Source organism: Microbulbifer maximicatervae (SeqCode) (assembly GCF_052467305.1).
In genome coordinates, this window is the sequence record NZ_CP174306.1 from 3,120,190 (window position 1) to 3,133,534 (window position 13,345).

The following is a 13,345-nucleotide window of genomic DNA, read 5'->3' on the forward strand; positions in this document are numbered from 1 at the left end:
TTTAAACCTTCAATATCTTTTTAACATGGTGTTGCAACTCGGGCACAACTTCCTCCTCAAACCAGGGCCTGCGACGCAACCACAAGGTATTGCGCGGGCTGGGATGCGGCAAGGGAAAGTATCCCGCTGGCAGAGCATCGCGGTAATGGCGAACATTCTCGGTAATACTGCCATACCAGTGCGGGAGGTAATGGCGCTGGGCGTATTGTCCCACCAACAGCGACAGTTGCAAGTTGGGTAGTTGTGCCATTAGGCGCTGGTGCCAAGTGGCGGCACACTCGGGTCGCGGCGGCAGGTCACCGCCCTTGCCGCGCCCAGGGTAACAGAAGCCCATGGGAATAATGGCAATCTGGGATTCGTCGTAAAAGGTGTCCCGATCAATCGCCAGCCAATCTCTCAGGCGATCTCCTGAGGGATCATTCCAGGGGATACTGGTAGCGTGGACCCTGGTGCCCGGGGCCTGGCCTACGATCAGTAAGCGTGCAGACGCTGCAGCCCTCAAGACTGGATTCGGCCCTAGAGGAAGCTGTTCTTCACAGAGGCGACAAGCCCGTATTTCCTCCAGCAGTGCCGGTAACTTCTCAACTACCACCTACTATATGTCCCTATTGTTTACCGTCGGGGAAAGCTAAATGTAACAACCGCGCGCGGCGATCCTGGGGATCACGGACACGACTGATATTATTGTTATTGAAAACCACAAATACCCCCTGGTTATTTACAGCAACTCCAGACCCCATCCCCCCCAACCGCGACACTTCATAAGCGTGCTCCGGGGATTCTTCAATCTCACGGTAAACCAAGCACCATTCAGCTTGCAAGCTCGGCAGAGCTCTTCTACATACCGCATATGCGTTGCTTTCAAGAGTAAAAAGAGCGCCGTCATGATAATCAAGTCCTCTCAGATTCTCCGGGTGGTTTCCAAAATCCAGCCCCACTACAGAAGGCAAGGAGAAAACTTGAAACTCTCCTTTATTTCCCACCTTTAACAATCCCCTGGGTTCCCGCTCTAAAGCTACCCACAAGTCATCGCCAACCTCAACTATTCCCTCCCCGCCATTATTGTATCTCAGCGAATAACCCAGGTGTTCTATTGCTGATGACCACTTGTTATTAATCCAGCGTGAACTCCCATCTGTGTCCACTTCTGCTATTCGATTGTGGCGTTCACTCAATAAAAATGTACCGTCGTCTCTACAACATATTCCACCAAAACGCATTGCGGTTTTAGGCCGCAATAAATCCATAACAAAGTGAGAAACATTATCGGCTACTCCCCTTTTGGGCGGAGGCAGGCCGCTAACTTTCAGGTATTTTTCTAATGTCGCACTCTGACCGTGTAAATTGATTCTATATATTTTTTCCGATTCTTTAGGAGAGATCGTTATTAATTGACCACAAAAACTCAAACCAGATAGACCTACACCCGAGCTATTATCTATCCAGTAATCAGCAATATCTTTAGCAAAAAAAATCTCAGCAACCATTCCCACGGATGCTAAAAATATGAAATTAATTGCGAGGAAAACTGTCTTGATCATTACATTCCCCATTAAACACAACCCAACTATTCGAACCCCAATAACAGAAAGTCTCTATTGGTATTTAGTCAGATTGATCTGGCAGAGCCAGATGTAATAAGAGTGCTCTGCGATCCTGAGGGTCGTGAATACGGCTGATATTATCATTGTCAAACACAATAAAAACGCCCCGCTCTCCAATAGCCAAACCATCTCCCTTGCCACCGGTCCGCGATACCTCGTAGCCGAGTTCAGAGGAGTTTTCATGTTCCCAGTAATCCAGGCACCACTCAGCTTTCAAGCTGGGTAATTCCCTGCGACAAACTGCATAGGCATTAGGTTCCAGGGTCCACAAAGCCCCATCATAGTAATAGAGGCCTGCCATATTTTCCGACTCATCACGAAAATCCAGCCCTTTTACTGGCGGCGGTGTAAAAATCTGTACACTTCCCTTGGGGCCGAGTTTTACCAGGGCACGGGGATCCCGCTCTATAGCCATCCAAAAGTCATCGCCCACCTTCTGCAGCCCTACACCGGAGAGATTGTACCCGTGCATATAGCCTTGGGCTTTAGCCGTGGCCGACCACATATTTTCTAACCAATGCCCCTTTCCCTCCATATTTATTTCGGCTATGCGGTTGTAACGTTCACTCAACAAATAGAATTTATCATCGGCACAGGTGATGGCTTCAAAATCCATCGCTGCAGCTGGGCGAGTAAGTTCCAGTAGAAAATACCATAAATTAGTAGGCCTATCTTTTTTCGGAACCCGGAGCCCAGCCAGCTTGATATAAGGCTCCAAGGTTGCACTCCTATCTCCCAATACTATCTGGTAGATCTCCCTGGATTGCTTATCCGACACCGTAACCATTTTTCCATCGCAAAAACTCAGTCCAGATATGCTTAACCCGGCACTATCATCCACCCAATAATGAGCTATTTTTTTGGCGGGAATAATTTCAGCTGCCAGCCCCAAGGATGACAAGAGCGCACATACGATAGTTAAAAAAATACGCTTAATCACGATCCTTCCAATTTATCGCCAAAGTGATTTAAGAACCGGGAGATTCCCTGCGGCCAACAGACACTACCAAGCTGTAAGGTCCCAATAGCTATTGGTACACAGCATAGTTACCCCAATTGCTCTAAACAATTTTAGCGCTAGTGACTAGAAGATATTTTAAAAATGGAGGGACTTGTTGAACGGGAAAGAACTAAAGGGATGGGATTAGCGCCGACTCCCGGAAAGTACGGCGCCAGACAGAGTCAATTATTGCAGCCTACTGACCTCATCTGGCATTGCCAGATGCAACAGCAGCGCGCGCTTGTCGTCAGGCGCCTGGGCACGGCCAACATTATTGTTGTCGAGGATAACGAAAATACCCTGCTCTCCGACTGCCAGCCCCTCGCCCTTTCCATAGCGGGTTTCTTCATAAACCCGCTCGGGAGATTCTTCAAGGGCGCGATAATCCAGGCACCACTCTGCTTCCAGGCTAGGAAGTGCCCTGCGGCACACGGCGTGGGCGTTGCGCTCCAAGGTAAAGAGTGCGCCGTCGTGGTAATCCAATCCCGCCAAGTCCTCTGAACGGCCAGCAAAGTCCAGACCATCTACTTGAGGCAGAGTCAGTGTGCTGGCCTCGCCATCTGCATTAAGCCTCAACAAACCACGGGGTTCGCGCTCCATGGCTACCCAGAAAGTATCGTCGGCTTTCACCAACCCCTCGCTGGAAGCATTGGTCTTCTGTAGAAACCCCTGGGACCTGGCTAATGCCGACCAACTATGCTCCTGCCAGCGTGCATTTCCCTCGATATCTACGATGGCAATACGGTTGTAATGCTCACTGACCAGATAGACCTGGCCATCGCTACAGGTAACACCTTCAAAGTCCAGATCTTCTGCCGGGCGGAACAACTCCTTGAAGCCTTCCCAAGCGCTGACAGGCTCATCCTGCTCCGGTATCCCAAGGCCGATTAAGCGAAGATGTGATACCAGGTCGGCACTGCCATCGCGAAGTTCAAGCGTGTAGATCTCTTCAGAATTCTTATCGGAGACTGCCAGCAGGTATCCAGAACAAAAACTTAAGCCGGAAATATCCAGGCCTGCACTACTATCAACCCAATAGCTGGCCAGCAACCTAGCCGGGGTAATTTCTGCGGCTATCGCCAGTGGCGACAACAGCACGGATAGAACACTGAAGAGAGTACGCTTGATCACTGCAAAACCAATTAATCGCGGAAGTTATTAAACTGCAATGGCTGTTCCAGCTCCTTACCGCGTAACAAGGCGATCACCTGCTGCAAGTCATCGCGCTTCTTGCCAGTAACACGCACCTGCTCACCCTGAATGGCAGCCTGCACCTTGAGCTTTTCATCTTTGATCAGCTTAACAATCTTTTTTGACAGTTCTTTGTCAAGGCCATTTTTCAGGGTCACGTCCAATTTGACCTGCTTGCCGGACTGCTCTTTATCACCTACATCCATCGCCAGTGGATCGATATCGCATTTGATCAGTGCGCCGCGCAGCATATCCACCATCTGGTCTACCTGCATGTCCACTTCAGCGCGAACTACCAGGGAGAACTCACTCATCTCCACTTCCGCATCCACACCTTTAAAGTCGAAGCGGTTGGTAATAGTGCGATTCACCTGATCCACAGCGTTGGTGAGTTGGTGCTTATCCACTTCAGATACAATGTCAAAAGAAGGCATTAAGTTGTCTGCTCCTATTTCCAGGTTTCCGGAGTAATCTCCGCGTTGTTGTCACTATCAGCGAGCCAGATATGGCCATCCTGAATGGTTGCACTCAGGTCCATATTGCGCTCAGCCATAGCCGCCAATTGCTCAGTGGCATCAGCGGCTAAATGGTAGACGGTAAGGTTATCAAAGCGCTCCAATTGGCTGGCCTGTTTTTGCCACCAGATTGGTGCTGCACGGCGCCCGTAACTGTATACGATAACGCGCTTCGAGCGGTTGCAGGCTTTGCGAATTCGTTCCTCAGTGGGCAGCCCCACCTCGATCCAGAGATCGATTTCCCCGCTCAGGTTTTTTTGCCAGAGATCCGCTTCCTCATCGGAGGACAATCCCCGGGTAAACTCCAGCGTTTCCGCCGCATTGTGAGCAAAAGCCAGTAGGCGCACCATCATACGCTCATCTGTTTCCGAGGGATGTCGCGCCAAAGTGAGCGGATGTTCGGCGTAATAATCCCTGTCCATATCGGATATCTGGACTTTGGCCTTAAATATTGTTGCTTTTAACGCCATTTTGGCTCCATGGTGATGCCTTCTCCAGCGCCGGGAGTCAGGCGGACTATTCTTGATGGGTTCACGTGAGAATAAGGATATTCCGCATGACCTCTGCGCTCCCCTGCGGCTGGCCCTTTTGGCAGAGCTCACTGCTACTGCTGCTGGCAACCACCCTCAGCGGCTGTGGTGTCAACAATATCCCAACCTATGACGAGCAGGTTAAAGCCACCTGGGCCCAGGTTCAAAACCAATACCAGCGCCGTGCCGATCTGGTTCCCAATCTGGTGCAAACCGTAAAAGCTTACGCATCCCACGAGCGGGAAACCCTACAAGCCGTCACTGAGGCCAGGGCCAAAGTCAGCTCTCTCCAGGTTGACGGCAACCTTCTCAATGACCCAGCCAAGCTGCAACAGTTCGAAGCAGCACAAGGCCAGTTAACCAGCGCGCTATCCCGCCTTATGTTGGTGGTAGAGCGATACCCCGACCTCAAAGCCAACCAGAACTTCCTCACACTGCAATCTCAGTTAGAGGGCACCGAAAACCGCATCAGTGTCGCGCGCCGGGATTATATCCAGGCTGTAGAGCGCTACAACCGCGAGATTCGCACTTTTCCAGGAAGAATCTGGCATGCCGTGCTCTACAGGGATATGCCGCTTCGAGAAACTTTCGAAGCCACCAGTGAAGATGCCGATAAGGCACCTGAGGTTAAGGAGTCTCTGAATAACTCCATGATACCTCTGGCATGCAGAGCGGTTCACAATCAAGGCGCGGCTTCGCAGGAATGTCTAGACCTTTCAAGAAGTCGCAACGCGGAGTGTGAATCGCTCTGCAAGCCCCGAAGGGCGGGCCTTGAAGGCCACAGCTGCTGCGTTGCAGCTCTTGCAAAGGGCTACGGCCATTCGCGGCGAGCTGCGCCTAACATCTGCAGCCTTCAAGACCCGCAGAGGTATTACGGAGTTATTTAGAGGCTCCTCAACTTCCAATAGACAGGCGCCATCGACCCCAAAATGAACCGCCCCAGTCTTACCATAACCACCCTGATCGCTCTGGTCTGTGCCTTAACAGCCTGGGCCGATGTACACTTTCCAGCGCTGTCCGGCCGGGTAGTAGATCAGGGAGAGTTGTTAAAGGCCGATGAGAGATACCAACTTACTGAGTTGATACAGCAGTATGAGCGCGACAGCGACAATCAGCTGGTTGTCGCCACCATCCCCGAGCTTCAGGGCATCACTATAGAGGAGTATGCCAACCAACTGGCACGCAAGTGGAAGCTAGGAAAAAAAGACAAAGACAATGGAGTGCTTTTCCTGATTGCGCCCAATGATAGAAAGGTCCGTATCGAAGTAGGCTACGGCCTGGAAGGAGCCCTAACCGATGCACTGGCGGCAAATATTATCCAAACCAAAGTACTGCCAGAGTTTCGCAATGGCGATTTTAGCGGCGGAATCAATGCAGGGGTTCGATCAATTATCGCCGCGACGAAAAATGAATATGTCGCTGAACCCGTAGAAACCAAAGAGGGGCGTCGAATTGCTGTACTGGTCGGCCTGTTCCTTCTGCTGGTCATGCTACACCTCTTCGGCAGTGCCGCACTGGGTTCACCTGCACAGAGCCGCATTTTTAAGCGGGGGCGCTACGGCGGCTACTATGGTGGAGGTGGATTTGGCGGAGGTCTATCCGGCGGCAGCTCTGGGGGCGGGTTTAGCGGGGGCGGCGGAGGTTTTGGCGGAGGGGGCGCATCGGGAGGATGGTAATGCTCACCAATACTTATCAACGCCAGGTAGCAGAGGCAATCAAGGAAGTAGAGTCCCGCACCGACGCTGAAGTCATGGCTGTGGTCGCTAAGGAAGCCGACAACTACCTTTATATCTCTACCCTATGGGCCGCATTCCTAACACTGTTAGTCTCCCCTCTGATCGAATTCCTGCCGTTCTGGATCAACCTCCAACAGGCGGTGACGCTTCAGTGGATTTTATTTATTGTCCTGGCAGTAATATTCCGCTGGCGCCCCATCACCATGCGCCTGGTACCAAAGAAAATAAAATTCTGGCGAGCTTCAAATTTAGCCCGCAGGCAATTTCTGGAGCAGGATTTACACGCAACCAAGGACCGACTCGGGCTACTGATATTTGTTTCAGAAGCCGAACACTATGTAGAAATACTGGCCGACAGAGGCATTGCCCAACACATCACCAATGACAACTGGCAGAGAGTAGTTGAAAATTTTGTGCAACAAATCAAGCGGGGAAAAGCTGGAGAGGCATTACTGGCATGTATTGAGCAATGCGGAGATCTACTTCACGAAGCGATACCCACCAGCACCATTAAAGATGAACTGCCGAATCATCTAGTCGTCATCAATTAAATCCCCGTATCCCCCAAAACTGGCAACACCAACTTACTCAAGTTTCCAAACGAAACTCCACGCCATACCAATCTACCCTCCTATTGTGACCTGAATCATCAACTAAGCTGCCTAAAGACATAAAACCCATAAGTAAACTCTATACAAGAAGATGATTCCGACTAAAACCCTATTGCAGCTTTTCAGTATTACTCTTCTGTTACTGGCATCCGGATTCAGTGCCGCTCTCTGGTCTCAAGAACTACAAAAGAAAAATACGACTTCGGCAATCGGGGACGCTTACTTGCGCGGCACTCGTATAGCCTCCCCTCGCCAAAAGCAAGCCACCACCTACTTCCTGCCAGCATTGAGTAACAGCGACAAATTAACTTTTCATGTCGAGCATTTGCGGAGCAACCACATTGGCGATCTCGACGCCCTCAGAATGGAATGGGCCATCAGTAACCGGCAAGTGAAATTTCCGACCTGGGACCCCAGCAGTACAAAGGCGGAGTCCGAAAAGTTACCAGCTGCCCCTACTGAGGTTGTATTCATACCTACCATTTATGGCGGAAAAGTAATTTATAAAAAGCTGATTAAGAACATCTACGGGGAAGTCAATGCAGCCTTCGGTACTGATCTTGAAGCACCAGACTAAATTAACCCCTCTTCAAAAATGAATAAGGTGCAACTGATAAACTCTGCCCAAACAACACATGACTCCCAAAACGAAATTTTATTTATCATTCAACAAGATACTTATCAGCCTGGCCTTGATATTATTCATCTGTGTATTATCAACAACCAGCAAGGCTGATTTCATCAGTTTAAGTGGCGCTGAGACCGCCAACAATATTGCGGAAATTGATATACAAAAAAATATCCTAAACATTAGATTCGAGATATCAGCAAGCGATGCCAAACTATTTTGGCCAGGAATTGAAGATACACCAGACATTTATCGACTGGCCCAATCGGCAAAAACCCAACAATCTTTCGATTTTCAAGTACTCTCTGGAAATAAGAGCATTAAGCCCAAAGTCATCTCAATTCGAGTAGCCCAGAGGAAACCTAGAATTTCCCCTTTTGCTGGGCAAACCGATCCCCGCACCGGCATAAAAATGCCGGATTTCCCGGCAGATAAAAAGATTCTTTTAACTCAGCTGAAATATCCAATCGGTGGACTTTCAGACCTGCAACTAAAACCACCCATGGGTAGTGATGAGCTGGCATCCGTGACAATTGGCTTTACCAGTCGCCACGGGCAAACACCTATCAGCGGCTTTCACTACCTATCCCAACCTGAACCACTCATTATCGACTGGAAAGACCCATGGAATACACATTTTAAGAACACCGATATTAGTCGGCATAATCGCTACCCTCTAATGTCTTTCCTCTACGTAGAGCCCCGCCAGATACGCCATGAGATACTCGTGCGCACCAAGGACTTACTGGAGTGGACTAATCACCCTTTTGATGCCTGGCAACCATTAACACCAGAAAGTAAGGCCTTCCTGCACCACACAGTACGCAGCTATCTAAATAATAAAAATCCAACTTCTATTGATCAGTCGCCCTCACAGCCGAATAGCATTGAGACTGTTTTTCTTCGCGCAAATAACAGCGGGTACTCACAGATTTCGGAGAATGACACTATTGAAATGGGCTCAGTGATGATTGGCTACCGGGAAAAATTTTCCATTGATGCACTGCCCCAGAGTGTTACCGTAGACTGGAATCTATTCACCGATACGATCAACTCCGTTCCCACCCTTATTCAGGACCCCACAGGTCCATTCCCCACCCATGTAATTCCTTCATTTCCTGATATTCAGTGGCACAACTACCTATACGATTACCGCCCTCCAAATAGCGATCCACTCGTAATAGAAACCCCTAGCCTAGCGGTCCCTATGGCCATCCTATTTTCATTTCTTATTATTACGATAATTGTATTGACGCTATCCACCAAACACTCAATTTTAGGCCGCAAGGGTTCAACTATTATCTATACCGCCATAATAATCTCAGCTGTCGCTTTGTACCTCAATCTTCCAGAAGAATACCGGGTAAACCTCCCTGGAACCGCTAAAAAGCGAGACTTGGGCCAAGTAACAGAACAGCTACTGTTAAAAGTTGCTGCCGCATTTAAAGAGCCTCTACCGATCAATCTGGAATTAAAGCTAAAAAACCTGATTACCAAGGATGGATTCGAAAGTACCTATTCAAATCTGGCACAAATTTATCGCCCCCAAACAACGAGTGGTGGCTTGGGATCAATCAGTACTATTACAAATCTTAAAGTCGAGTACTCCAGCCAAATTAACCTGAATGGCAACAAAGGATTCCGGTTGATTACAAGTTGGCAGGCGGTAGTAGAGGACCGAAGCTGGGGACACTTTGAACAAAGACCGCAAGAGACCCGGGCCAATATCGCAATTATCCAGTCTGATAACCACTGGAAAATCGCTGGATTTACTCCCCTATCCGTACGGTAAGAATAAAATAGAGAAATAGCTAGAGCCATGAAAAACAGCACACTCAAGTTGCCCGCGATGATTGTTCTATATCTCCTCATATCCAGCATCAGCGGGCAAGCACAAGCGCATTTCCTTCTCAACCTCAATGTACGGATTTTCCATATAGAGCACACAGCCAGTGGTGCCAACCTATATATGAGAGTGCCTATGCCCTATTTACTGGCAGATAAAACAGCACTGGGGCGCGACCCCTATACAGGCAAACTCCCACAACCCGCCCCATATACCAAAAACTCCTTGAATCAAGGTGACTTGGTCCACTATGTTGACTTTCAACAGCTGGAGCTAGCGCCTCTAGGACTCGGTAATATTGCAGAGAGCGCCATTTTTCTCCGCAATACTGACATGCAAATAAAAGGCGATGTAAAAGCCGTGCGCTTGTATCGGATAGGAAGTGAACCGGACTTTGCAACGCTGGAGGAGGCACAGCAGGCATTTTTAAAGCAATATTTACCTGAAGATACCAATCAAAGGTTGTATGTGGGTGACACCTTGGTTGATATTCAGATCTACTACCCTCTGGAAGCTCCCCTTGGGGAATATCAACTATCCAGCTCTCTTAACCCAGGCCTCCCCAACCAGGAAGACACCGCCAACCTGGTACTGGATTACAATCCAGGTAGGACCCAGGTCTTTCGCTCACGCGGTCTTATGCAAGATCCACTACTGATTACCCACTCCTCAATAGACGCTGTGAAGACTTTTCTGGCGGAGGGCATCGCCCATATCCTGAAGGGGTTGGACCACGTGTTGTTTGTACTCTGCCTAAGCCTCGGTGCACTCAGCCTACCGCTACTCTTATGGCGCGCTACCGGCTTTACCATCGGTCACAGTATCACCCTCTCAGCCGGATTCTTTGGCTTTGTTCCCACAGTCAGCTGGTTCGTACCTATGGTAGAAACCGGTATCGCCCTATCCATAATCTATATGGCCTGGATATCACTACACAGGGAAGACACTAAGATCACAGGCAGCGAAAGTACAATTTTTATCGGCACCTGTATGCTCGGCCTACTCCACGGCCTGGGTTTTTCATTTGTATTACATGAAATACTCCAAGTTGATTCCCCGAATATCTGGCAAAGCCTCTTGGCCTTCAACCTGGGGGTAGAAGCCGGGCAAGTACTCATAATTCTTGCCATATGGCCCCTTGCCTATTTAGCCAGGCTGTGGAAAAAGGAATGGGAAATCCGGATACGTTATTCTGTTGCTGGACTCTGCAGCGCAATTGCTTTTATTTGGACATTAGATAGAGGATATGAGCTTGTTTCGGCAATTTTCTGAACAGGAGAATGAGTTATCTCTCTGGCTATTACAGCCGAGATAATACACCTAAAAATGCCTTGTATTCTCAAGCTCCAGAGACAAAACTCACTCCAAAATTAACCTCCCTGTCACTACACACGTAATAGTGAGTAAAAATACAAAGCGCAATAAATCAGGACGTTAAATAATTTAAGATCCAAACCCCTTGGGATGCTGCTTCCCGGCGTCACCTATTACTTCCCAAGAAGCCTTTGAGTCAACCCATAAATGATGAACCACTTTTAGGTTTTCGTTACCATCCACCAAGCTTCCCGCAGGAATGTAAGTATTTAAAGAATCATTCTCTCCGGGCAGAGTCGAACCGCAAGTAGCGCAAAAATTTGTATGCCAATCATGCCCAGGCTTAGACCAATACTTAAGGTTCTCCTTACCTTTAATCCAACTAAACTTCTCGGTAGGCACGATAGCTACAGTAATAGCGCCACTCCCTGTGGAGCGACGGCAGATTGAGCAGTGGCACATATATAAATCTGTGAGGGATTCTTGTATCTCATAAGCTATCTCTCCACAATTGCATTCACCTTTAGTCAAAAAGACACTCCTTTTTTAATAATATAAAGATACAAAGCCCACATATCTGAGACATCTATATCACCTTGTATAGATTTTAACCGATCATAGAGTCCCAAAAGAGCATCTACTCGCACTGAACAATCTCCCCAGCTAATTTTAAGTCCGGCAATAGCTATATGTTCTACAACAAATGTCTCAGGCTGAACTTCCGCTCCAAAGAGATAAAAGGTTATCAGAAAGAACTGGCTTTTGTGGTGCGCATATCTATTTGCACAAACCTTTATCTAACCTGATTTCTCTCATCATTGATTCAAGTTTTCGGTAGCAAGTGGCTAATAGAGGCTGAGTTGAGCAATATATAAAAGTGAGCACCCGCACACTTAGTGTGGTGCTCACTTTCTCACTTGGTGAAAGGATTCTATACAACTTAACAGGTTACTGCGGGATCAACCGGGGCTTCATGTATCGTGAAGACCGGAAATATCATTAAAGAATTTAAATTTAGCAACATGATGATAGATACAGAGAACTAGGCGTAGCTTAGTGTAAATTTTATTTAGGCCTAAGGGCCTCAATAAACTCCGCATCTACCCACATAATTTCAAAATTCGGTGGAGTACAACGCCGACAGTAGAAAAGGTATTTCCTATCGGGCGTTACATATCCACCACCATCTTCCCCTTCTGTATTGATATTATCACCGAAGTTAATAGCCGCGCCCCATGAGCCATCTTGTTGGCGAAAACTGATGTACATATCGCTATCACCATATCCACCCTCTCTTTCACTATCCCAGATAATGTAGGACTCATCAGGAGCAATAAACGGATGAGCAGTCCACTTGCCTGTATTTATCTGCTCTCCAAAAGGTTTTGGCGCTTCACGCTTACCATCTAACAGACGCGAATATCGAAGAATACCATCTCCATTTGAACCTACTTCATCAAATACAAACGTTCCTTTTGCAGAAGCCGTAAGGCGCATGATACGAAAGTCTTCAAATAGTGGCCCCAGGCTTTTAGGTTCAGACCAACCATTATCAGTGCGCTCTCTATATCGATTTCTAGAATACATTGTTTGACCATCAGGTGAGATAGAGCCACCCCAGGCCACTTCCGATTCATACCAACGATTACCCTCAAGCTTGAATGCAACTTTCGAAGACTCGCCACTTTGGTGATATCTTCTTGTAACGTAGTACTCCTTCATATCAGGCGTGAAGTAACCACCCCAATCCCGATACTCTTTCGAGGGATTAGGAGCGAATAACTTTGGAGTTAACCCAGGAGGTTTCTGTCCAAGATAGGGCCCTTCAAGAGCTGTCAGTGTATCCTGACTATAACTGTTAACACTCAAAGTTAGGAGTGAGAGTAGAGCAATTGAAATACAAAGGTGCCTCATGACATATCCTTGCTTAAACATGAAGTAATAAGCAACCAATGTATCTATTCAGGCTTTATAACACCTGACGTCCATATGAATTTTGTCTGATTCTTGTGAGAAGAGGTGTGATCCGCCGACTATTTGTATGAAATATACACAAAAGCGACTCTATAGCGAAGGTTCGGACCTCCCTTTTGCCCTCCATATATACTGACCTTGCGGCTCATTTAGTATTGCCAATCCACACTGAGTACTCAGTTACAGAGAGAGTTATCGGGACACGACGATCTTAAATTTATAGATACACCCTCAGATATCCACCTATTCGCTGTAAGTAAATCCACAAGTCTGTCCAAAAGAATAGATGATGATGGAAACTATGGAGTAACGAGCACTATTTTCTAATATCAATCGAATGATCAATTTTTATTCTGCAGGATTAAGATTGAGCGATACTATAGCCCCAATAGCTAC

General features: G+C 47.8%; 14 protein-coding genes. 6 read left to right on the plus strand and 8 right to left on the minus strand.

Features of this window, described 5'->3' with window-relative positions:
* Position 1: 1 nt before the first annotated feature.
* The 6 genes from ACJJI4_RS13640 to ACJJI4_RS13665 form a co-directional block, all read right to left on the minus strand.
* Positions 2–592, minus strand: coding sequence for a uracil-DNA glycosylase family protein (locus ACJJI4_RS13640; RefSeq protein ID WP_444925509.1), 591 nt, complete (start codon positions 590–592; stop codon positions 2–4).
* Between the two features lie 13 nt (positions 593–605).
* On the minus strand, positions 606–1,541 hold the full coding sequence (locus tag ACJJI4_RS13645) for an SdiA-regulated/phytase-like domain-containing protein (protein WP_444925510.1): 936 nt from the start codon (positions 1,539–1,541) through the stop codon (positions 606–608).
* Positions 1,542–1,605: 64 nt separating this feature from the next.
* Entirely contained in the window at positions 1,606–2,544 is a 939-nt protein-coding gene (locus ACJJI4_RS13650) for a hypothetical protein (protein ID WP_444898016.1), read from the minus strand.
* A 246-nt stretch (positions 2,545–2,790) separates the two neighbouring features.
* Positions 2,791–3,735 carry an esterase-like activity of phytase family protein gene (locus ACJJI4_RS13655; protein WP_444925511.1) on the minus strand — a complete coding sequence of 315 codons (945 nt, stop codon included), beginning with the start codon at positions 3,733–3,735 and terminating at the stop codon, positions 2,791–2,793.
* Positions 3,736–3,746: 11 nt separating this feature from the next.
* On the minus strand, positions 3,747–4,229 hold the full coding sequence (locus tag ACJJI4_RS13660) for a YajQ family cyclic di-GMP-binding protein (protein WP_108733959.1): 483 nt from the start codon (positions 4,227–4,229) through the stop codon (positions 3,747–3,749).
* Between the two features lie 14 nt (positions 4,230–4,243).
* Positions 4,244–4,780: a YaeQ family protein gene (locus ACJJI4_RS13665; protein WP_282931942.1), complete on the minus strand. Its 537-nt coding sequence runs from the start codon at positions 4,778–4,780 to the stop codon at positions 4,244–4,246.
* Between the two features lie 86 nt (positions 4,781–4,866).
* Here ACJJI4_RS13665 and ACJJI4_RS13670 point away from each other — a divergent pair, with 86 nt between their 5' ends.
* The 6 genes from ACJJI4_RS13670 (at position 4,867) to ACJJI4_RS13695 (ending at position 10,933) form a co-directional block, all read left to right on the plus strand.
* A complete protein-coding gene (locus ACJJI4_RS13670; RefSeq protein WP_444925512.1) occupies positions 4,867–5,727 on the plus strand; it encodes a LemA family protein in 861 nt (286 codons plus the stop codon).
* Positions 5,728–5,769: 42 nt separating this feature from the next.
* Positions 5,770–6,516, plus strand: a complete 747-nt coding sequence (locus ACJJI4_RS13675; protein WP_444925513.1) for a TPM domain-containing protein — start codon at positions 5,770–5,772, stop codon at positions 6,514–6,516.
* The gene (locus ACJJI4_RS13680) at positions 6,516–7,127 is read left to right on the plus strand and encodes a TPM domain-containing protein (protein ID WP_444911226.1); all 612 of its coding nucleotides are present in this window, start codon (positions 6,516–6,518) and stop codon (positions 7,125–7,127) included. Before ACJJI4_RS13675 ends, ACJJI4_RS13680 begins: the two co-directional genes overlap by 1 nt.
* Positions 7,128–7,278: 151 nt before the next feature.
* Complete coding sequence (locus tag ACJJI4_RS13685) at positions 7,279–7,764, plus strand: hypothetical protein (RefSeq protein WP_444925514.1); 486 nt, start codon at positions 7,279–7,281, stop codon at positions 7,762–7,764.
* A 115-nt stretch (positions 7,765–7,879) separates the two neighbouring features.
* On the plus strand, positions 7,880–9,607 hold the full coding sequence (locus tag ACJJI4_RS13690; RefSeq protein ID WP_444925515.1) for a hypothetical protein: 1,728 nt from the start codon (positions 7,880–7,882) through the stop codon (positions 9,605–9,607).
* A 27-nt stretch (positions 9,608–9,634) separates the two neighbouring features.
* Positions 9,635–10,933: a HupE/UreJ family protein gene (locus ACJJI4_RS13695; protein ID WP_444925516.1), complete on the plus strand. Its 1,299-nt coding sequence runs from the start codon at positions 9,635–9,637 to the stop codon at positions 10,931–10,933.
* Between the two features lie 171 nt (positions 10,934–11,104).
* Here ACJJI4_RS13695 and ACJJI4_RS13700 read toward each other — a convergent pair whose 3' ends face one another.
* The gene (locus tag ACJJI4_RS13700) at positions 11,105–11,506 is read right to left on the minus strand and encodes a GFA family protein (protein ID WP_444925517.1); all 402 of its coding nucleotides are present in this window, start codon (positions 11,504–11,506) and stop codon (positions 11,105–11,107) included.
* A gap of 534 nt (positions 11,507–12,040) precedes the next feature.
* Positions 12,041–12,910, minus strand: coding sequence for a TolB-like translocation protein (locus ACJJI4_RS13705; RefSeq protein ID WP_444925518.1), 870 nt, complete (start codon positions 12,908–12,910; stop codon positions 12,041–12,043).
* Positions 12,911–13,345: the final 435 nt, after the last annotated feature.